Here is a 19,051-nt window from a genome sequence, read left to right on the forward strand (position 1 = left end):
CGTTGCCGGTCGAGAGCCGATCAGCGGCTGGTGGCATGCCTGTCGACGCTCTGCGTGGTCGCCCGGCGTACGGTCGCTCAGGCGGCGGAACGTGCCGTGACCGGCGGTGACGGCCACTTCTCGGACCAGCGCAGCTCCGCCTCCAACTGCGCGGCCACCTGCACGAGGAGCGGCTCGCTGTTCGCCGGTCCCAACAACTGCGCGCCGACCGGCAGCCCGTCCGGCGTGAAACCGGCGGGCACGTTGACCCCCGGCCACCCCAGCACGTTCCACGGCCAGGCGTACGGACACGCGGCGATCATCGCCCGGTCGGTGGCGAACCCGCTGAGTTCGAGCAGGGCCCCGATGCGGGGCGGGGGAGCGGCGGTCGTGGGCGCGAGGACGACGTCGTACGAGGTGAAGAACCCGCCGATACGCCGGTGCAGCACGCTCTCCGCGCGCCGGGCCACCCGCAGCGGGGCTCCGCCGAGCAGCCGTCCCAACCGGGCCGCGCCCAGGGTGCGCCGGTCCAGCAACGCCGGGAAGGGCGCCTCGCCCACGCGCTCGGCGATGCCGGCCGTGGCACGCGGCACGAAGGTCAGCCCGATCTGCCCGTACGGCGGGTCCGCCTCCTCGACGATGTGGCCCAGCGCGGCCAGCCGCTCGGCCAGTTCGACCACTCGGGTGCGCACCTCGGGCAGGAGCCGGGCGGGCACGGCCGTGAAGGGCGGTTTGAGGGAGAGCGCGATGCGCAGCCGTCCGGGATCGCGGCCGACGGCCCGGGACACGTCGAGGGCCGGCGGCCGGTGCGGGTCCCGCGGGTGGTTGCCGCTGGCCGCGTCCAGGAGCAGGGCCGCGTCGGCGACCGTGCGGGCCAGGGTGCCGTTGACGGTGATGCCCTGGAAGGACTCGCCGCGCGGCCAGGTCGAGACACGGCCGCGCTGCGGCTTGATCCCGACCAGATGGGTCCAGGCGGCCGGGATCCGCACCGAGCCGGCGCCGTCCGAGCCGAGCGCGGCGGGCACCAGACCGGCACAGACCGCGGCAGCCGACCCGCCCGAGGACCCGCCGGGCGTGTGGTCCGTGCTCCAGGGGTTGCGGGTCGCGCCGAAGGCGGGGCCCTCGGTGAAGGGCCACTGCCCGAATTCGCAGGTGTTGGTCTTGCCGATGATCACTGCTCCGGCGGCACGCAGCCGCCGCACCGCCTCGCCGTCCTCGGCGACCGGCGGGAACTCGCCGCAGCAGCCGAACGCCGTCGGCTCGCCGGCCACGTCCATGTCGTCCTTCACCGCGACGGGTACGCCGAGCAGCGGTTTCCGTGGGCCTTCAGAGGCCAGTTCCCGGTCCGCGGCGTCGGCTTCCGCGAGCGCGGCCTCGGCCCGGACGATCCGGAAGGCGTTCAGGTGTGCCTGGGTCGCCTCGATCCGAGCCAGCGTCCGCTCGACCAGCGCCCGCGCCGTCATCTCGCCTTCGGCCAGCGCACGGGCGGTCTCCGCCAGGCCTTCGCAACGGTCGAGCGTCATACGGACACCTCCGGAAGCGGCTTCTCTACCGAACGGTAACGTCCGGCGGCCGGTGGCGTCATGCCGACGACGGGAGTGGATGTTCACCCACCGGCCGCTTCCTTCTCACTGGGCGCGTCGGCCCCGGTTCAAACCATTGACCGCCCTCCGGCTCGCCCTTACCTTCTGACCCCCCACGTCTGATCGATTTGCCGAACTCGGTTCGGTATATCGAACCTCGGTGTTCAAGGGAGAGCCGCCCGTGACCCCACACCCCGCCCACCCGTCCCGCCGTACGCTGCTGCGCGCCCTGGCCGTCCTGCCCGCCTCGGCGGTCCTGCTCGGTGAGTCCCCCGGGCTCCTCGGCAGCGCCCTGGCCGCCGCACCCCCTAACGGCTCGGCCACCCGCTACACCATCGTGCCGTTCCTCAACAGCGACGACGGCACGGTCAACGTCTACCAGTCGGACGACGCCACCGACTTCCGGCTGCTGCGCTCCGCCGCGTACACCCCGCCCGCGAACCGGATCCGCGACGCCAGTGTCATCAGACACACCGACGGGTTCTACTACCTCGCCTACACGACGCACACCTGGCAGGACCCCAGCACGACCATCGGTTTCGCCCGCAGCTCCGACCGGGTCGCCTGGACCTTCCTCTACGACTACACCGTGCCGATCGCGGGCCTCTCCCGTGCCTGGGCACCCGAGTGGTTCGTCGACAGCGACGGCAGTGTGAGCATCATCGTGTCCTGTTCCACCACCAACGACGAGTGGATCTTCACTCCGTACCTGTTGCGGGCCACCGACTCGGCGCTCACCAAATGGAGTTCACCGGTCCCCCTCTCCGGTATCGGAGCCAACCACATCGACACGTTCATCGTGAGGATCGGCTCGACGTACCACGCCTTCCCGAAGAACGAGACGACGAAGTACATCGAGTACGCCACCGCCTCGAACCTCACCGGCCCGTACACCATCCGCCGGACGGGTGACTGGGCGGGCTGGGGCAGCTACCGCGAGGGCCCGGCCCTGGTGCAGCTCGACAACGGCGGCCGGCGGATGTTCTTCGACGGCTACGGCGACGGGAACTACTACTACAGCGACAGCTACGACACCTTCGCCACCTGGTCGGCGCCGGCCGCTGTGCCCGCGATCTCCGGCACGGCCCGGCACTTCACGGTCGTCAAGGAGACGGTCACGGGCGGCCCGGCCCTGGCCCGGAACGGCACGCGTTCCTTCCGGTCGGCCAACTATCCGACCCGCTACTGGCAGCAGCAGTCCGGGCTGCTCAACCTGCCCGTGGCCAGCGCCTCCAGCACCACCGCCGAGAAGCGGTCCGCCACCTTCACGGTCGTCGCCGGCCTCGCCGACGGCAACGGATACTCCTTCCGGGACGCGGCCGGTGCCTATCTGCGCCACTGGGACTTCCGCGCCCGCTTCGACCCGAACGACGGCACGAGCACCTTCGCCAAGGACGCCACGTTCGTCCTCCGGGCCGGCACGGCGTCGGGCTCCGTCCGCTTCGAGTCGTACAACTACCCGGGCCGCTATCTGCGCCACTACGCCTACGAGCTCCGCGTGGACCGCGCTGACGGCACGGACCGGTTCCGCCAGGACAGCTCGTTCCTGCCGGTGACGGCCTGGGCGTAGGCCGGGCACGGGGAAGCCGGGCCCCACGGTCGCCCGTGGAGCCCGGCCGGAGGGGGTCAGCGGGTGAAGGTGACCCGGTGCTCCTTCAGGGAGCCGCAGTTGGAGCCGAAGACCTGCACGTACGTGTTGGCGATGCCGCCGCCCCAGTCCACGCAGTGGCCCTTGCCGTAGACGTAGGTCGGTCCGGCGTACGACGTGAACAGGCCCTCGTCGTAGTGGCTCTCCTCGGTGTCCGGGACGGAGACCCAGGCCGACATGTTCACGGCCTTGCCCGGGTTGTTGCGGATGGTCGTGACGCAGTTCTGGCCGTTGGAGGCGTTGTAGGTCAGGTAGACGGTCCCCAACGAGCCGACGGTCGCCGAGTTGACCGTCTTGTACCCACTGCCACAGACCTTCTGCGGAGTGGTGTTGGGCGCGGCCGAGGCCGGCGACGCCATGGCGGTCATGGTTCCCGCGGACAGTGCCGCCACGGCGGACGCTGCCAGGACGGAACGGATGAATCGCATATTTCCCCCATGCAACTCTTCGAGGTGGTTGCTCCTGCATGGTGTGACCCGCCGGGTGTCCAAAGGGTTGTGCGTCAGTCGGCAGGAAAATCGGGGGAGTTGAGGGGCGACACGAGTGGAGGGGCGGGCTCCGTGATGGTGGGGGCCGGAGCGTTCCCACGGTGCGACTCGTTCACTCGTGAGTCACTCGGGGCACACGCGAGATCCCGAGGATCTGTGCAGGGGTGTCACACAGACTGCACACCACCCTTTCAAAGTCTCGTTAGCGTTACGGCTCGATCCCACGTGCGAACGGGACCAGGCCGCGGCCGGCGAGCCGCCGGAACAGCCAGATCGGGAACACCACACATGGACTACTGCTCGTCGTGCCGTCGGCACCTCAACGGCGCCTTGGTCTGCCCGGGGTGCGGCGCCTACGCCCCGGACATCGACCCCTCCGTCCTCGGCGACCGTCCCGGCCCGGACCGCGGGTCCGCCACGGACCCGGGCGGGCCGGCCTCCTGGGAGCACCCGGCAGCCCTCGGCGCCTGGCACGAGGGCACCGTGTGGGACGAGACCCCCGCGCGTGCGCAGGACGGCCCCGGCTCGTCCGACGTCCGCGACTCCTCGGGCGCCGACGACCCCTCGGGCGCCGACGCGGCCGATGGTTACGAAGCCCGGCCGGCAGGGCGGGCGGCCCGGCGGCGTCAGCTGGCCCGCTGGAAGAAGAACCAGCGCCGGGCCGTGGTGGCGACGGCCGTCGCGCTCGTCGGAGGCGGTCTGACGGTCGCCGCGATGAACGGCAACGCGAAGCCCGGCGTGCAGGCGTCCGCGACGCCGGAGGACACCACCATGGGCGGCGCCCTCGGAGAGGCGCCGACGATCACCGAACCGACGTCGAGCCGGCAGGACACCCCGCGCTCCGCCTCCACGACCCCGTCGCACGCCGATCGCGCTTCGCGGCACCAGCAGTCCCGGGCCGCCGACCCCCGCACCACGCGGACGAACGCAGCCGCCACGCCCCGCGAGCTCCCGCTGACGACCGCGCCCCGCAAGACCGTCAGGGACACCGTCGGCACGGCCACCGGCAGCGTCGGTTCGTCGGGCTCGTCCGGCTCTTCCGGTTCCACGGCCACCGACCCGACGGCACCCCCGCCCGCCGCGTCCGGGTCGGACGCCCAGCAGCCGACGTCCCCCTCGACACCCCCGCCCGCGGAGACCACTCCGCCCGAGACGTCCCCCTCCGACCCGAAGTCGAAGGAGCTCTGCCTGCTCGTCATCTGCCTCGGCGGCTGAGCCGACGGCCGGTGGCCGTGCGCGGTCGCCCTTCGTGTCGTCGGGCCCATGGCCGACGAGTGCGTCCGGCATCCGCGGCTCGCCGCGGTGTACGACCCGCTCGACCCCGGCCGTCGCGATCTCGATCCGTACCTCGAACGGCGGAGGACACCGGGTCGCGCCGGGTCCTCGACATCGGCTGCGGAACAGGGCAGCTCGCCGCCGGCCTCGCGACGATGACGGGCAGCGTCGCTCAGGAGATCACAGGCCGGAGGACGGTCGGCGGACCCCGCGAGGGATCCGGGCCGCGCCGCGGCCCGGCGGCCTCCTGGTCTTCGAGACGCGGATACCGGCGCGCCGCGCCTGGGAGCAGTGGAACCGCGAGGCCACGTACGGCGTGACAGAAGTGGCGGGCGCCGACGCCGTCGAGTCCTGGGCCGACCTGCTCGACGTGAGCGGACCGCTGGTGACGTTCCGGTGGACCTGTCTGTTCGCCGCGGACGGACAGACGCTGACGTCGGACTCGACGCCGCGCTTTCGCGAGCGGCAGGAAAAAAAGAGGCGGAACTCGCCGCGCAGGGTTACGTCGTGGAGGACATACGTGACGCACCGGACCGGCCGGGCCGGGAGTTCGTGTTCCTCGCGCGAGGCCCCGAAAGCGTCCGCTGACGCGGCCCCGCCGCCTCCGCGGCACGCGAAGACCGCCCGTACAATCCTCGCGACCAAATCGGGGGCGACATCAGCGGAGGAGTCCGCGTGGAAACGATCATCGTGCAGTTGCCCGGTACCGCCCAGTGGGGCGGGGACGAGACGGGCAGGCCCGAACTGATCCACCTGGGGCCGGGGGACATCGCGGACTTCGGACGCGGCGGGGCGGGGGTCCGCATCGTCCTGGCCGACCCCGGGATCTCCCGCCGGGCCGGGCAGTTGGAAGCCGCGGGGGACTACTGGCGGCTGTCCAACTTCAGTCGCAGCGTGTCGTACGTGGTGGAGAACCTGGAGGGGGCCGGCGAGTACCTCACCGTCGCGCCCGGGCGGCTCGGGGCGCCCGTGCCCTTCGAGTTCTCCCGCGTGGTGCTGCCCGCCCTGTCCGGCACCGCCACGTTCAAGGTGTTCGCACCCCAGCACGCCTACCTCGGGGAGCAGTCCGTGCCGGGCGGCGGCGAACAGACCGTCCACCCCTTCGCCCTGGACCCGACGGCGAAGTACTTCCTCGTCCTGGTGGCCCTGTGCGAGCCCCGGTTGCGCGACCCCTCCGACTCGGCGCTGCCCGGCGTCGGTCAGATCGTGGAGCGGCTGCGGCCGCTGGAGTCCTGCCGGGACCTGACGCGCTCCGCCGTCAACTACCACATCGACTACCTCGCCTTCGCCAAACTGCGCCTGGACCTCGGCGAGGAGGCCACGGCCGCGGCCGACGGCGGCCGCACCGGTGTCAAGCGCACCCGGCTCGCGTCCGTCGCCCTGCGCTTCGGCCTGGTCCGTGAGGAGCACCTCGGCCTGCTGCCGCCCCGCGGCGCCGCCCGCCTCACCGACCCGCAGGAGGCAGACGCATGACCACGCCGGAGGAACAGGACGACGAGCTGGAGGCGCCCCGCCCGGCCGGCCTCCCGGAGGGCTTCCGCATCGACGGCTGGGAGGTGGGCGCGGTCATCGGCTCCGGCGGCTGGGGAACCGTCTACGAGGCCCGTACGGTCGCCGACGGCAGTCCCGTCGCGGTGAAGGTGCTCCCGACCGGTGCCCTCGGCCCCGGGCAGCGCGCGGCGCTCGGTGAACTCGTCGCGCGCGAGGTCCGGTTCAGCGCCGAGGCGGACCACCCCCACCTCGTCCGCACCCACGCCGTGTGCACCGTCGAGGCACCGGAAGTGCCCGCCCTGGACGGCGCGATCGCGCTGGTCATGGACCGGGCCGAGGCCAGCCTGCAGGACGTACTGGCCGCCGCGGAGAGCGGCGGGCCGATCGCGGACGCCGACCGCGTCCTGGGCGGAGTCGCCGCCGGACTCGCCCACATGCACGACGCCGGCTGGGTGCACGGCGACCTCAAACCCGCCAACGTCCTGCTGGGCCCGGGCGGTCAGGTGTGGCTGGCGGACTTCGGTCTGGCCGCCGAACTCGACGGCACCCACGCCCACTTGCCGCCACTCGGCACCCTCGACCACCTGCCGCCCGAGTGGTGGTCGCAGCGCACCGGCACCCAGGGCGCCGTCGTCCGGCCCACCGCCGACATCTGGGCCTTCGGCGTTCTCGCCCACCAGGTCCTCACCGGCGGACTCCACCCCTTCCCGGGCGCGACGGCCCGCGCCCGCTCACTCGCCGCCCAGGCCTACGTACGCGGCACCGCATCGCTGCGGCTCGACGCCGGCATCGACGAGGAGATGCGCCGGCTCATCGCCGACTGCCTGGCCCCGGACCACGCCGCCCGCCTCCCGCACACGGCCACCGGTGTCGCCGGCCGGCTCGAGGCCATCACCGGCGGCCCCCACCGCCGTCGAAGACGCATGGCGCCGGCCGTCGCGGCGGGGCTCGTCGTCCTGACCGCCGCCGCGGTCGCCGGGGCGGCCCTGCTCGGGGGAGGAGGCGGCACCCAGGACGACGAGCGCGACCTTGACACCCCCACCGTCTCCGGCACACCCAGCCCGCCGGCCGGTGAGATACCCGAGGATTCCGACGTACCCGAGGCGCTGCGCCCCGTCATCGCCCGCGCGGCCCACCGGTGCACCGACGAGGAGATCACGCCCGCCCTGCTCGCCGCCCTGATCAAGGCGGAGAGCAACTTCGACCCGAAGGCCTCCCGCCCGCAGAGCGAGGAGTACGGCATCGCCATGTGGACGCCGTCGGTGTTCCGCGCCTGGGCGGTGGACGGGGACGGCGACGGCGACAAGGACCACATGTCGCCGCCGGACGCGATCTCCACCATGAGCCTGTACGTGTGCTGGCTCGACCAGCGCTTCAAGCAGGCCGGCCTGCCGAAGAAGGACCTTCCCGCGCTCGTCGCGGCCGGCTACCGCACCAGTGACCGCACGGTCATCGAGGAGCGCGGTGTGCCGGAGCGGGTACGGCCGCACGTGGACAAGGTGATGCGCTACCTCGCCGAGTACGAGCGCTGAGCCGCGCGGACGCGAGCGAGGTGGGGCAGACCAACGCGTGCGGGGAGAGCCGTACGAACGCGAGCGGTGGGCAGGGCCGCAGCCCCGCCCACCGCTCGTCCCCCGTTCCCGTCACGGCTGCGGTCAGCCGCACTCCGGGACGTTCGGCAGCCGGTTGTCCGGCGAGCTGATGTAGATGTTGGAGATGTAGCCGCCGTACTGGGGCAGATAGGCCCACCACTCGTTGGTGTAGGGCGGCACATTGACCACCTCGCCCCGGATCTGGCAGCTGACCAGCACCTCGACCCCGGCGGGGAGCTGCGTCATCCGGTCACCGCCCGTGGCGGTTCCCTTGCGGACGTTGACGAACTCGCCCCACGTGCCGAACCAGGTCCCCGCCGGCCGCACCCCGCCCGGCACGTTCAGCGAGCGGGTCAGCCGGCCGATGTCGGTGTACGCCTTGCCGTACGACGTGCCGGCCTGGTGCAGCGTCAGCACGGCCACGATCGTGCGGTCGTCCGCGCCCACCGTGCCGGTGGTGTGCAGAGCGGGTCGGGTGAGGTCGACGGCCGTGGCGGCGCGGGGAGCGGGGGCGGGTGACTCCGCCCGCGTTCCCGAGGACGTGGTCCGGGGGCCGCAGGTGCCCTTCGCGTACTTCCCGGACCAGCCCTGCTTCACCGCCCACGGTCTGTCGAACGCCCCTGCGATGCCGAAGTGCTGGTCGAAGTGGTCGGTGGCGGAGCAGCGGGTGGAGCGGCGCAGGTTGTCCATGATGAAGTCCCGGACGGGCGCGGGGGCCTTCTCCAGGACGTACCGGTAGATCGCCACCGTGTCCCGGGCGGAGACGGCGGTGTAGCCCCAGAAGCCCTCGTACCCGGGAGGCGGTGGCGCCGTGTCGCGCAGACCGAGTGCGGGCTCGGCGGTCATCCGGTCGATGATCGCCGAGCCGCCGTACGTCGACCAGTAGTGATCCGCGGCGTCGTCGTCGCTGCCGCGCAGCATCGGCTCCAGCCGGGCGCGGTCGGCCGGGGGGATGGTGTAGTCGGGCCCGCGGTCCCACAGGAAGTCGAGCACCAGCAGGAGCTTGACGACCGAGGCGGACCGGAACTGCTTGCTCGCGTCCACCTGTTCGGTGAACGTGCCGGTTCGGCGGTCGTAGACGGCCACGCCGGCGGTGACGCCGGGCGGGATCTGGGCGGCTGCCGCGGTCCGGGCGGTCCCGGCGCCCTCCATCGCCCTGCCGGTCCGGGGCTGTGCCGCAGCACCGCTCGTGAGTGACGCGACCGTGACGACGGCCGCGAGCGCGGCCGCGCCGCGCAGGAGCATGCGCATGGTTGCCCTTCCTGGATCGCCCAGTGGTCCCGAGGGGGCCTTGGCCCGCGGAGCCACGATAGGAGCGGGGGCGGGGCGGGTGGTCCTGACGGATGTCAGGGCTCCGACGGATCGCGGCGACCTGAGGCGCCGACCCTGATAAGTGTCAGGTGCCGGCGGTGCGGTGATGCCCCGTACGGTCACGACAGCGAGCGGCGGCCGGCCGGGGGCCGGTCGCCGCGCACGACCGTTTCACCCGCCGACACACGAAAGAGGGCTCATGAGCCGCCGATCACTCACGACACTGCTGGCCGCGGGGGGCGCTGCCGCGGTGATGGCGCTCCTCCCGACCACCGCCCAGGCCCAGCCGTACTCGGGCGGCAACTACGGACTCTACGGGCAGGAGGGGCAGTACCCCACCACCACGTTCTGCTCGGGATCGTTCCGTCAGATCGGAGCCACCAAGTACGCCGAGGGCATGGCCCTGAAGTACTTCTACTCCGACAAGTGCGGCTCGTTCGCCCGGATCGAGAACTCGCGGCCCGGCTGCGCGGCCGTACTGCAGCGCTCCGACAACAGCACGGGCCGCAACGACGGCTGGGTCTCCGAGACCGTCGACGCCGGCATCAACTACGCCTACACGCAGATGGGCAACAACCTCAACGGCCGTGTCTCGCGCGCCCTGCTCACCTGCGACGGCCACGACCTGGCGAGCACCGGCTGGTACTGAGCCGCACCGCAGGTCACACGGGGGCGGCCGGTACTCCGGTCCGCCCCCTTTCGGCGCACCGCCCGCACACGCCACACCTCGCAGCACGACGAGAAGGAGTCAGCCATGCGCAGAAACATCCGCCGCGCCGCGTGCCTCGCCCTGGCGGGCGCGGCCCTGGTGCTGTCACCCGTCACCGCCAACGCGCGGGAACAGGGGCCCACTTCGGACACCTCCGCCCGGAACGTGCAGTCCCGGGGCGGGTACTTCCTCGGTGACGGCGTCAACATCCGCAGCCGGCCGGTGGACGGCACCGTCCACGGTCAGGGGTACTTCCGCGAGACGTTCACCGCGCACTGCTGGAACAGTGACGGCCACTGGATCTACCTGACGGCCCACCGGGGCAACGTCACCGGCTGGGTCAAGGTCGACTACGTCTACTACACGGACATGGGCCCGATGGGCTACTGCTGACCCTCCACACGCCTGTGGCGGACCACCGTGAGACCGGTGGCCCGCCGCAGGCGTGTGGAGGGGAGGCGCGTCAGCAGTCCGGGACGCCGGCGATCTTCTCGCCGCCCCGGATGTACAGGTTGTTCACCCAGGCGATGTCGCTGCCCGAGAACTCCATGACGGCGGTCCACCAGTTGTTGGTGCCGACCGCCGGGTCGTGCACGGTCTGGCCCTGCTTCTGGCACAGGGCGTCCGCCCACCAGTGGGAACGGACCGCGAGCCGCGGGGAGTCGGTGGTCGGCTGCTGGCGCAGGTTGACGTCGGTGGCCCAGATGTAGACGTCGGTGAGCGTCGGGTCGCCGCCGTTGGCGGTGGCCGGGGCCGCCTGGGCCGTGGTGGCGAGACCACCGACGGCGAGCGCGGTCACGGCGAGGCCCATGGCGGTACGGCTGATCAGTCGCTTCATGTGTCTGTCCCCCGAAGGACGAAGGCGAGAAAGAAGTGCCGGACGTGGTCCTGATCCGGCTCGGACGGCCGCCGGGACGGGCGGCTCGCCGACGTTCAGAACTGTAGGGAGCCCCGTGCCGACGCGGTCCTGACAATTGTCAGGACCGGCTGGGACGGCAGGGACGGGACCACCCCGCCGGGCGGCCCCGAACACGGCCGAAAACAGCTCGACGACCCCGGCCACGGCTGTCTACGATCCACCGCGCGGCATCGCGTGCCGGTCACCGTCCGGGTGAGGCATGGAGGCGCCGCGGAGATGCCCGTGGAGGCATTCAACCGTGTCAGTCGAGTTCAATCACACCATCGTCCTGTCCCGGGACCGGGAGAAGTCCGCTCGTTTCCTCGCCGAGATCCTGGGACTGGAGGTCGGGGCACCGACCGGGGTCTTTCTGCCGGTGACCACCGCCAACGGCGTCACGCTGGACTTCCTCACCATCGACGCCGACATTCCCATGCAGCACTACGCGTTCCTCGTCTCCGAGGACGAGTTCGACCAGGCCCTGGCCCGCCTGGTCGAGGCCCGCATCCCCATCCAGGCCGACCCGCACGGCAATCACCCGCGCCGCATCAACCGCAACGACGGCGGCCGGGGCGTCTACTTCCTCGACCCGGCGGGCCACGGCCTGGAGATCCTCACCCGCCCCTACGGCACGGACCCGGCCTCCGAGCTGAACGGTGTCACGGAGGACGTACCCGGAGCGGTCTGAGCCGGGCACGGTCGGTCCGGGGCGGGGGCGCTGCCGCGTCCGTCCCGGACCGACCGGTGGGCGGGCCACGACGGTCAGCCGCCGTCCGGCTCCGCTGCTACGGCCGCCCGTTCGGGGCCGGCCCCCGGCGTGTGATCACGGCGGGGCAGCAGCAGCGGCGTGAGCAGGAGCAGGGCACCGGCCAGTGCGATGGCCGCCCGGGGACCGGTCCATGCGGCCAGTACGCCCCACAGGGCGGTGGCCGCAGCCGTGGCCGCCTTGCCGGTGGCCGACCAGGCGGCCAGGGTGCGGGTGACCCGGCCGGTGGGGGTGCGGTCGAGACGGTGGGTGGCGAGGACCGGGTTGAACACGCCGCAGCAGGTGATCAGGCCGAGCTCGACCAGCATGACCAGCACCAGACCGGGCGTGCCGGGGCCGGTGAAGGCCAGGCCGATCGACCAGCAGGACCGCAGCACCCCGGCGGTGAGCAGGACCCGGTACCGGCCGTGGCGCGCGACGAGGCGCGGGGCCAGGCGGGAGCCGAGCAGGCCGCCGGTGCAGGGCACCGCGAAGGCGAGGGCGTACTGCCAGGGGGCGAAGTGCAGGTCGTCCACCATCAGGATCAGCAGCGGTGGGGATGCCGCCATGATCAGGGAGTTCACCAGGAGCGAGTTGAAGAAGAGCGGGCGCAGCGCCGGATCGGCCAGGATGTGGCGCCAGCCCTCCAGCAGGTCCCCGGGCCGGGTCACCACGGGTTGCCGCCGCACGGGGCGCTTCTCGGCGTCGCCGATCGCCCGGAGGCCGAGCGCCGAGAGCAGATAGCTCACCGCGTCGGCCACCACCGTCGTCACCGGACCGAACAGGCTGATCGCGGCCCCGCCCAGCGGTGGGCCGACCATGCTGGCGGTCCAGGTCGTCGCCTCGAACCGCCCGTTCGCCACCAGCAGGTCCCGCCGCGGCAGCAGCTCCTTCAGGAACGCTCCGGCCGCCGCGTTGAAGGTGATGTCCGCCGCCGCGACGGCCACCGACACCAGCAGCAACTGGCCGAAGGTGAGCCGGCCGAGCGCGAACGCCACGGGGATGCTCAGCAATAGCGCGCACCGGACCAGGTCCGTCGCCATCATCACGGGCCGTTTGCGGCGGATCTCCACCCATGGCCCGAGAGGCACGGACACCGCCGCGCCGACCGCCGGTCCCACGGCGGCCAGCACCGACACCTGTGCCGGACCCGCGTCCAGCGCCAGGACCGCGATCAAGGCGAACGCGTCGAACGCGAGCCATGTCCCCGCCGTGCTGACCGCGTACGCGCCCCACAGCCACCCGAAACGCCGCCCCAGCGACCGCCCGCCCGCCATACCCGGCGCACTCCCCGCTCCCGTGGACAACCCGGCGTTGTCCGGGAGTCATCCAAGCGAGAGCGGACGGGCCGGGCAAACAACCGCCCGGCGCCCCCGCCACAACCAACCGTTGTGACGCGGCGCCACACGGTGGAAGCAGTGGAGGGCTCAGCGCTGGTACAGCCCCACCAGCGTCCCGTCCGCGAGGCGGCGCTTCTCGACCTCCTCGTGCACCTGGTCCGCGCGCGGGGCGTCGGGCAGGACACACGGCTCGGACAGGGCGTAGAGCCGGAAGAAGTAGTGATGGGCGTCGTCACCCGGCGGCGGATGCGGGCCGCCCCAGCCGTGCTGGCCGTAGCCGTTGACGAGCTCCGTGCCGCCCGGCGGGATCTGCCCGGCCTCGACGCCGTCGCTGTGCGGGTCGATGCCGACCACGACCCAGTGCGCGAAGGTGCCCGACGGGGCGTCGGGGTCCTCGCAGAGCAGGACCAGTTCCGCCGCGTCGTCCGGTACGCCGCTCCAGGTCAGCGGCGGAGAGACGTTGGGGCCCTCGTACGCGTACCGGCGCGCGATGAAGGAATGGTCGTTGAACGCGTTGCTGCTGAGTTCGATGCCGGTCATGGGCCCCGGGGTACCCCCGAGGGCTCCGGGGCACACGGTTCGGGGCCGATTCCCCCGGGTACCCGCCAGGGCGGGCCGGAACGAGACGGGAGAGGGAGGAACCCACGATGTCTCCCCTGGCAGAAGACCCCGCGGCGGACGCCCGGGAGGACCGGCGCGCCCCCGCCCGCACCGCCCGGCTGCGCAGCCGCATCCCCGAGCCGGACGAGGAGCCGGACCTCCTCGGCCAGTACCTCGCGCAGATCTCGGCGACGGCGCTGCTCACGGCGGAGGACGAGGTACGCCTGGCCCGGCGGCTCGAGACCGGCGTGCGGGCGCTGGAGGAGCTCGACCGGGCCGACGCCGGCGAACACGACCTCACGGCGAAGCGGCGCCGGGAACTGGAGGAGGCCGTCCGCGACGGGCAGGCCGCCAAGGATCACATGGTCCGGGCCAACCTCCGGCTCGTGGTGTCGATGGCCAAACGGCACGCCCACCGCGGTCTGCCCCTGCTCGACGTCATCCAGGAGGGCAACCTGGGGCTGATCCGGGCCGTGGAGAAGTTCGACCACACCAAGGGCTTCAAGTTCTCGACGTACGCCACCTGGTGGATCCGCCAGGCGATCGAACGTGGTCTGGCCGCGCACGCGCGCTCCGTCCGGCTGCCGATGCACGTCGTGGAGCAGCTGCAGAAGATCGCCAAGGTAGAGCGGCGGCTGCGGCTCGATCTGGAGCGTGAGCCGAGCATCGAGGAGGTGGCCCGGGAGAGCGGCCTCGCCGAGGACAGGATCGGGTGGCTGCGCCACGTCGGACGGGACGCGGTCAGCCTGGACACCCCGGTCGACGAGAAGGGCGAGACCGTCGTCGGCGACCTCATCGCCGACACCGAGGTCCTCCAGGCCCCGGAGGTGGCCGAGTTCCGGGCGCTCGCCGAGGAACTGCGCGAGGCCGTCGGCACGCTCGCACCGCGCGAGGCCATGATCCTCAGTCTGCGCTACGGGCTGCACGACGGGCACACCCGCACGCTGAACGAGGTAGCGGGACGGGTCGGTCTGACCCGGGAGCGGGTGCGCCAGCTCGAGAAGGAGTCGCTCGCCCGGCTGCGGGAGCCGGAGAGCCGCGAACGGCTGGTGGCGTGGGCGGGCTGACCGCGCGCCACGTCACGCGGCCGGTGCCGCGAGCACCAGCGAACCGTCGGCCGCCTCCCGCACCGCCACCCCGTCGCTGATCCGGTCCAGCGTGGCGCGCAGCCAGGCACGGTCCGCCCCGGACGCGGGCTCCAGCCGCATCCGCCGGGCCCGGAACGGCACCATGCGCAGCCCCGCCAGGCGCCCGCTGTCCGCCTCGACCGACACGAGGAAGGCCAGACGCAGGTCGTCGCGGTACTCCTCGTGACCGGAGATGCCCTCGTAGTCGTCGACGAAGTCGCCGCAGCCGTAGAGGACCAGCCGGTCCCGGTACACCTCCAGCGGGCGCGGATGGTGCGAGGAGTGGCCGTGGACGACGTCGGCTCCACCGTCGATCAGGGCGTGCGCGAAGCGGACCTGCTCCCGGGGCACGCGGTATCCCCAGTTCGAGCCCCAGTGCACGGACACCACGGTGAGGTCGTCGGACCGGCCCAGCCGCCGCACCACGGCTCGGGCCGCGGACGGCGAGAGATCGGGCAGATACGCGACACCCGGCCGGTCCGCCGTCGCCGCCCAGCCGGCCGGGATGCCGCTGGAGTGCGCCCCGAGGGCGAACACCCGCAGACGGCGGCCGTCGGCCAGCGGGACGACGGCGGGTGCGTACGCCTCGTCGGCGTCGCGTCCCGCGCCCGCCGCCGGCAGGCCCGCCCGGGCCAGCGCTTCCAGCGTCTCCAGCAGTCCCCTTCGGCCGAAGTCCAGGACGTGGTTGTTGGCGAGAACGGTCACGTCCGGCCGGACCACGGCGAGGGCCGGCAGGTTCGCCGGGTGCATCCGGTAGTGGATCTCCTTGCCGGGCGCGAACGTATCGGCGCGCGTCACCGAGGTCTCCAGATTCACGATCCGGACGTCCGGAGCGGCCTCGTCCAGCGCCCGCAGCGCCACACCCCACGGCCATGACGCCGCCACCGGCACGGGCACCGGGCCGTGCGCCGCCTCCGCCAGCCGGACGTAGGCCCGGGCGTCCTCGACGTACGCCTCCCGCAGCGCCGGGGCGCCGGGGTGCGCGAGGACCTGGTCGACGCCGCGCCCGAGCATCACGTCACCGCACAGGAACAGCGTCACGACTGCGCCGCCCACCCCTCCACGGTAGGCGCCCCCGGCGCCGGGGTCAGGCGTCGACCCTCACCGCGCAGGAACAGCGTCACGACTGCGCCGCTCACCCCTCCACGGTGGGCGCCCCCCGGCCGCCGGGGTCAGGCGTCGACCCTCACCGCACAGGACCACCCGTACGGATCCGGCCCGATCCGCAGCGTGTCCCAGGCCACCGCCGTCGGGACCGCGCCCGTGATCTCCACGTCGGCGAGGCCGGTGACCGCCAGCCGCACGTCCAGGCCACCGTCGGCCTCGTCGGCCTCCACGTCCACGGGCACCTGGCCGTACGCCTCCAGCCGGAAGATGACCTCGTCCAGCAGCGCGGCGAGCAGGTCGTCATCGCTGGCCTCGGGCAGACGGACCTGGTCCACGGCGGTGGGCCGCACCCGGGAGACGTCCGCGAAGCACTCCACCATCGCCAGGACGGCCTCCGCCAGACAGTGCTCTCTGCACGCCGCCCACGCCTCGATCCGGATGTCGCCGGGACGCGGCACCGCCCGGTGTCCGCACTCGCCCGGCTGCCGCCCTTGCCCGCCGTCGCCCTCGTCACCGCCCATGAACATCGCTTGCCCGAGGCTCGCCCACCCATGCGGCCCCGCGCCGCACGGGCGGATCAGACGGGCGCGTCCGCGAGGTAGGGCGGCGCCGGGTCGTACTGGATGCAGCGCCGCACGGCACGCGCGTGCTCCCGGCCGTGCAACCGCCCGACCAGCCACAACGCACTGTCGATACCGGCGGAGACCCCCTGGCTGGTGATCAGGTTGCCGTCGACCACATAGCGGGCGTCCCGGACCACGGTCACCTCCCCCCGCGCATCCAAGGTGTCCTCCTGGCTCCAGTGCGTGGCCACCCGGCGCCCCCGGGCGGGTCCGGCCGCGTGCAACAGGAACGTGCCGGTGCACACGCCGTGCACCCACGTGGCCCGCTCCGCGGTCTTCCCGATCCAGTCGGTGACCACCGGGTTGTGCAGTTGCGTCTCCCGGGCGCCCAGCCCGCCCGGCACGTGCAGCACGTCCAGCGGCGGATGGTCGTCGAGGGTGTGGTCGGGCAGGACACGCAGACCCTTGTTGCAGCGCACGGGCCCGGGGTGCTCGGAGACGAGCACGGCCGTGTCGGCGCTGTCCCGGAGCCGGGCCGAGACGGTGAAGACCTCCCAGGGCCCCACGAAGTCGAGCTCCTCGGCGTCCTCGAAGACCAGCAGGCCGTAGGTGGTCATGCGGTACGTCCTTCCTCTGTGGGACATGTCCCGGGTCCCGCGGGCTCTGAGGGTCCCGTGGTGGAGCGGAACCGGGCGCGGTAGTCCGACGGCGCGACACCGAGCCGGCGGTGGAACGTGCGGCGCAGGGTCTCGGCGGTGACGAACCCGCAGCGGCGGGCGATGGCATCGACCGGTTCGTCCCCGTCCGTGAGCGCCCGCCGGGCCGCCTCGACGCGCACCCGCTCGACGTACGCCGCCGGGGGCACGCCGAGTTCGGCGGTGAAGCGGCGCTGCAGGTGACGCGGGCTCAGCCCGGCGTGCGCGGCGAGGCCGGCGATGTCGTGCCGGGCACCGGGGTCGGAGTGGATCGCGGTGACGGCGGCCCGCACCGGGTCCGTCGCCGGCTGCCGCGACCACAGCGCCACGCTGAACTGCGACTGGCCCCCCGGGCGGCGCAGGAACAGCACCAGCCGACGGGCCACCTCGTGCGCGGCGTCCCGGCCGAGATCGTCCTCCACCAGGGCGAGCGCCAGATCCATCCCCGCCGTCACTCCGGCCGAGGTCCACACCCGCCCGTCCCGGACGAAGATCGGGTCGCAGTCCACCCGTACCTCGGGATGCTCCCGGGTCAGCTGCTCCGCGCGGGCCCAGTGCGTGGTGACCCGCCGCCCGTCCAGCAGCCCCGCGGCCGCCAGCAGAAAGACACCGCTGCACACCGAGGCCACCCGCCGGGCACCGGCCGCCGCGGCGGCGACCCAGGCGACCAGGTCCGCGTCCTGCCGTGCCCGGTCGACGCCCTGGCCGCCGACCACCACCAGGGTGTCCGTGCCGGCCGGGTCGAGGCCGTCCACGCCGTGCGCGGCCTGAACGACCAGCCCGCTGACCGACCGGACCGGCCCCGCCCTGGTCCCCACGACCTCGCAGGCGTACCCGCCCGCGCTGTGGAACACCTCGTGCGGTCCGGTGAGGTCGAGCGGCTGGAAACCGTCGAAGACGACGAAGACGATGCGGCGATCGGTCACGCCCCTCACGCTCCATCGGCGCGCGGTACGGCGTCAACGACACGCATCCCACAGATCGCGCCATGGGACGCCTGGCCGGGCCTGGGTACCACGGGGAGCGGGGGGAGAGGAGGCTGACGATGATCTCCCGGACGGTCACCCTGCCCGCCGACGGCGTGGGCCTCACCGGCGACCTGACCCTGCCGCGGGACGCCCGCGCGGTCGTGCTCTTCGCGCACGGCAGCGGCAGCTCCCGGCACAGCCCCCGCAACCGCGAGGTCGCCGCCGGTCTGCGCACCGCCGGGCTCGGCACCCTGCTCATCGACCTGCTCACCGAGGACGAGGAACGCCAGGACGCCGTCACCGCCGAACTCCGCTTCGACATCCTCCTGCTGGGCCGCCGGCTGGCGGCCGCACTCGAGTGGCTGGCGCAGGATCCGGACACCTCGGGCCTGCCCGTCGTCCTGTTCGGCGCCAGCACCGGCGCGGGCGCGGCCCTGGTCGCCGCCGCGCAACGCCCCGACCGGGTACGGGCTGTCGTCTCGCGCGGCGGCCGACCCGACCTGGCGGGCGACGCCCTGGCCGCCGTTCGCGTCCCGGTGCTGCTCGTCGTGGGCGGCCGGGACACACACGTTCTGCGGCTCAACGAGGAGGCGGCCCGGCGGCTGCCCGCCCCGCACACCCTCCATGTGGTGCCCGGTGCGACTCACCTGTTCGAGGAACCCGGCGCACTCGACCAGGTCACCGACGTCGCCCGGCGGTGGTGCGACGAGCAGCTGAGGACGGGCACAGGCCGATGACCGCCGGGCCCGGAAGGCGTGCATCGCCCGGAAGGCGTGCATCGCCCGGAAGGCGCGCATCGCCCGGCGGGCGCGGGGGTACGCGGGAGCCGGACCGGACTGGACGGGCCGGGAACCGGACGGGCCGGGAGCCGGACGGGCCGGGAGCCGGACGGGCCGGGGGCCCTTTTCGTGCGGGAAGCAGAGGTGACCGAC

General features: G+C 73.1%; 19 protein-coding genes and 1 pseudogene. 10 read left to right on the forward strand and 10 right to left on the reverse strand.

Annotated features, from left to right (window positions below):
• Nucleotides 1-77: 77 nt before the first annotated feature.
• Nucleotides 78-1,502, reverse strand: coding sequence for an amidase (locus ACZ7EG_RS20110; RefSeq protein WP_471080226.1), 1,425 nt, complete (start codon nucleotides 1,500-1,502; stop codon nucleotides 78-80).
• A gap of 241 nt (nucleotides 1,503-1,743) precedes the next feature.
• On the opposite strand from ACZ7EG_RS20110, the gene ACZ7EG_RS20115 reads away from it, so the two are divergent.
• Nucleotides 1,744-3,132: a glycoside hydrolase family 43 protein gene (locus tag ACZ7EG_RS20115; RefSeq protein WP_471080228.1), complete on the forward strand. Its 1,389-nt coding sequence runs from the start codon at nucleotides 1,744-1,746 to the stop codon at nucleotides 3,130-3,132.
• A gap of 56 nt (nucleotides 3,133-3,188) precedes the next feature.
• Here the strand turns inward: ACZ7EG_RS20115 and ACZ7EG_RS20120 are convergent, their stop codons facing one another.
• Nucleotides 3,189-3,638, reverse strand: a complete 450-nt coding sequence (locus ACZ7EG_RS20120) for a spore-associated protein (RefSeq protein ID WP_471080231.1) — start codon at nucleotides 3,636-3,638, stop codon at nucleotides 3,189-3,191.
• A gap of 348 nt (nucleotides 3,639-3,986) precedes the next feature.
• Between ACZ7EG_RS20120 and ACZ7EG_RS20125 the strand changes: the two genes are divergently transcribed.
• The 4 genes and pseudogenes from ACZ7EG_RS20125 to ACZ7EG_RS20140 all read left to right on the forward strand — a co-directional run bounded on the left by ACZ7EG_RS20125 (nucleotide 3,987) and on the right by ACZ7EG_RS20140 (nucleotide 7,996).
• A complete protein-coding gene (locus tag ACZ7EG_RS20125; protein WP_471080234.1) occupies nucleotides 3,987-4,913 on the forward strand; it encodes an SCO2400 family protein in 927 nt (308 codons plus the stop codon).
• A gap of 48 nt (nucleotides 4,914-4,961) precedes the next feature.
• A pseudogene (locus tag ACZ7EG_RS20130) lies at nucleotides 4,962-5,561 on the forward strand (SAM-dependent methyltransferase).
• 87 nt (nucleotides 5,562-5,648) lie between these two features.
• Nucleotides 5,649-6,446: a serine/threonine protein kinase gene (locus tag ACZ7EG_RS20135; protein ID WP_471080237.1), complete on the forward strand. Its 798-nt coding sequence runs from the start codon at nucleotides 5,649-5,651 to the stop codon at nucleotides 6,444-6,446.
• The gene (locus ACZ7EG_RS20140) at nucleotides 6,443-7,996 is read left to right on the forward strand and encodes a protein kinase domain-containing protein (RefSeq protein ID WP_471080240.1); all 1,554 of its coding nucleotides are present in this window, start codon (nucleotides 6,443-6,445) and stop codon (nucleotides 7,994-7,996) included. The genes ACZ7EG_RS20135 and ACZ7EG_RS20140 overlap by 4 nt, the downstream gene beginning before the upstream one ends.
• Before the next feature lie 123 nt (nucleotides 7,997-8,119).
• On the opposite strand, the gene ACZ7EG_RS20145 is transcribed toward ACZ7EG_RS20140, so the two are convergent.
• Nucleotides 8,120-9,307 carry a serine hydrolase gene (locus tag ACZ7EG_RS20145; RefSeq protein ID WP_471080243.1) on the reverse strand — a complete coding sequence of 396 codons (1,188 nt, stop codon included), beginning with the start codon at nucleotides 9,305-9,307 and terminating at the stop codon, nucleotides 8,120-8,122.
• Between the two features lie 259 nt (nucleotides 9,308-9,566).
• Between ACZ7EG_RS20145 and ACZ7EG_RS20150 the strand changes: the two genes are divergently transcribed.
• Nucleotides 9,567-10,016, forward strand: coding sequence for a hypothetical protein (locus ACZ7EG_RS20150; RefSeq protein WP_471080246.1), 450 nt, complete (start codon nucleotides 9,567-9,569; stop codon nucleotides 10,014-10,016).
• Between the two features lie 105 nt (nucleotides 10,017-10,121).
• Entirely contained in the window at nucleotides 10,122-10,469 is a 348-nt protein-coding gene (locus tag ACZ7EG_RS20155) for a hypothetical protein (RefSeq protein WP_471080249.1), read from the forward strand.
• A 70-nt stretch (nucleotides 10,470-10,539) separates the two neighbouring features.
• Here ACZ7EG_RS20155 and ACZ7EG_RS20160 read toward each other — a convergent pair whose 3' ends face one another.
• Nucleotides 10,540-10,914: a peptidase M23 gene (locus tag ACZ7EG_RS20160; protein WP_471080252.1), complete on the reverse strand. Its 375-nt coding sequence runs from the start codon at nucleotides 10,912-10,914 to the stop codon at nucleotides 10,540-10,542.
• Between the two features lie 319 nt (nucleotides 10,915-11,233).
• Between ACZ7EG_RS20160 and ACZ7EG_RS20165 the strand changes: the two genes are divergently transcribed.
• Nucleotides 11,234-11,662, forward strand: a complete 429-nt coding sequence (locus tag ACZ7EG_RS20165; protein WP_471080255.1) for a VOC family protein — start codon at nucleotides 11,234-11,236, stop codon at nucleotides 11,660-11,662.
• A gap of 74 nt (nucleotides 11,663-11,736) precedes the next feature.
• Here the strand turns inward: ACZ7EG_RS20165 and ACZ7EG_RS20170 are convergent, their stop codons facing one another.
• Nucleotides 11,737-12,996, reverse strand: a complete 1,260-nt coding sequence (locus ACZ7EG_RS20170; RefSeq protein ID WP_471080258.1) for an MFS transporter — start codon at nucleotides 12,994-12,996, stop codon at nucleotides 11,737-11,739.
• A gap of 150 nt (nucleotides 12,997-13,146) precedes the next feature.
• The gene (locus ACZ7EG_RS20175; protein WP_389978461.1) at nucleotides 13,147-13,599 is read right to left on the reverse strand and encodes a YbhB/YbcL family Raf kinase inhibitor-like protein; all 453 of its coding nucleotides are present in this window, start codon (nucleotides 13,597-13,599) and stop codon (nucleotides 13,147-13,149) included.
• A 107-nt stretch (nucleotides 13,600-13,706) separates the two neighbouring features.
• Between ACZ7EG_RS20175 and ACZ7EG_RS20180 the strand changes: the two genes are divergently transcribed.
• Nucleotides 13,707-14,726 carry a sigma-70 family RNA polymerase sigma factor gene (locus ACZ7EG_RS20180; RefSeq protein ID WP_471080262.1) on the forward strand — a complete coding sequence of 340 codons (1,020 nt, stop codon included), beginning with the start codon at nucleotides 13,707-13,709 and terminating at the stop codon, nucleotides 14,724-14,726.
• Between the two features lie 12 nt (nucleotides 14,727-14,738).
• Here the strand turns inward: ACZ7EG_RS20180 and ACZ7EG_RS20185 are convergent, their stop codons facing one another.
• The 4 genes from ACZ7EG_RS20185 to ACZ7EG_RS20200 all read right to left on the reverse strand — a co-directional run bounded on the left by ACZ7EG_RS20185 (nucleotide 14,739) and on the right by ACZ7EG_RS20200 (nucleotide 18,077).
• Nucleotides 14,739-15,842 (reverse strand): CapA family protein, encoded by a 1,104-nt coding sequence (locus ACZ7EG_RS20185; protein WP_471080265.1) that lies wholly within the window; start codon nucleotides 15,840-15,842, stop codon nucleotides 14,739-14,741.
• A 116-nt stretch (nucleotides 15,843-15,958) separates the two neighbouring features.
• Nucleotides 15,959-16,414 (reverse strand): archease, encoded by a 456-nt coding sequence (locus ACZ7EG_RS20190; RefSeq protein ID WP_471080268.1) that lies wholly within the window; start codon nucleotides 16,412-16,414, stop codon nucleotides 15,959-15,961.
• A gap of 56 nt (nucleotides 16,415-16,470) precedes the next feature.
• Nucleotides 16,471-17,073, reverse strand: a complete 603-nt coding sequence (locus tag ACZ7EG_RS20195) for a DJ-1/PfpI family protein (RefSeq protein WP_471080271.1) — start codon at nucleotides 17,071-17,073, stop codon at nucleotides 16,471-16,473.
• On the reverse strand, nucleotides 17,070-18,077 hold the full coding sequence (locus ACZ7EG_RS20200) for a GlxA family transcriptional regulator (RefSeq protein WP_471080274.1): 1,008 nt from the start codon (nucleotides 18,075-18,077) through the stop codon (nucleotides 17,070-17,072). Before ACZ7EG_RS20200 ends, ACZ7EG_RS20195 begins: the two co-directional genes overlap by 4 nt.
• Before the next feature lie 119 nt (nucleotides 18,078-18,196).
• On the opposite strand from ACZ7EG_RS20200, the gene ACZ7EG_RS20205 reads away from it, so the two are divergent.
• On the forward strand, nucleotides 18,197-18,856 hold the full coding sequence (locus ACZ7EG_RS20205; RefSeq protein WP_471080278.1) for a dienelactone hydrolase family protein: 660 nt from the start codon (nucleotides 18,197-18,199) through the stop codon (nucleotides 18,854-18,856).
• Nucleotides 18,857-19,051 lie beyond the last annotated feature (195 nt).

It is taken from the genome of Streptomyces sp. NPDC037100, from assembly GCF_055606225.1.

Bases quoted from the DNA above. Each gene is read 5' to 3' on its own strand.
- ACZ7EG_RS20175 (WP_389978461.1), bottom strand. From the start codon at position 13,599: ATGACCGGCATCGAACTCAGCAGCAACGCGTTCAACGACCATTCCTTC.
- ACZ7EG_RS20205 (WP_471080278.1), top strand. From the start codon at position 18,197: ATGATCTCCCGGACGGTCACCCTGCCCGCCGACGGCGTGGGCCTCACC.
- ACZ7EG_RS20120 (WP_471080231.1), bottom strand. From the start codon at position 3,638: ATGCGATTCATCCGTTCCGTCCTGGCAGCGTCCGCCGTGGCGGCACTG.
- ACZ7EG_RS20160 (WP_471080252.1), bottom strand. From the start codon at position 10,914: ATGAAGCGACTGATCAGCCGTACCGCCATGGGCCTCGCCGTGACCGCG.
- ACZ7EG_RS20180 (WP_471080262.1), top strand. From the start codon at position 13,707: ATGTCTCCCCTGGCAGAAGACCCCGCGGCGGACGCCCGGGAGGACCGG.
- ACZ7EG_RS20170 (WP_471080258.1), bottom strand. From the start codon at position 12,996: ATGGCGGGCGGGCGGTCGCTGGGGCGGCGTTTCGGGTGGCTGTGGGGC.
- ACZ7EG_RS20150 (WP_471080246.1), top strand. From the start codon at position 9,567: ATGAGCCGCCGATCACTCACGACACTGCTGGCCGCGGGGGGCGCTGCC.
- ACZ7EG_RS20140 (WP_471080240.1), top strand. From the start codon at position 6,443: ATGACCACGCCGGAGGAACAGGACGACGAGCTGGAGGCGCCCCGCCCG.
- ACZ7EG_RS20195 (WP_471080271.1), bottom strand. From the start codon at position 17,073: ATGACCACCTACGGCCTGCTGGTCTTCGAGGACGCCGAGGAGCTCGAC.
- ACZ7EG_RS20110 (WP_471080226.1), bottom strand. From the start codon at position 1,502: ATGACGCTCGACCGTTGCGAAGGCCTGGCGGAGACCGCCCGTGCGCTG.
- ACZ7EG_RS20155 (WP_471080249.1), top strand. From the start codon at position 10,122: ATGCGCAGAAACATCCGCCGCGCCGCGTGCCTCGCCCTGGCGGGCGCG.
- ACZ7EG_RS20190 (WP_471080268.1), bottom strand. From the start codon at position 16,414: ATGGGCGGTGACGAGGGCGACGGCGGGCAAGGGCGGCAGCCGGGCGAG.
- ACZ7EG_RS20145 (WP_471080243.1), bottom strand. From the start codon at position 9,307: ATGCGCATGCTCCTGCGCGGCGCGGCCGCGCTCGCGGCCGTCGTCACG.
- ACZ7EG_RS20125 (WP_471080234.1), top strand. From the start codon at position 3,987: ATGGACTACTGCTCGTCGTGCCGTCGGCACCTCAACGGCGCCTTGGTC.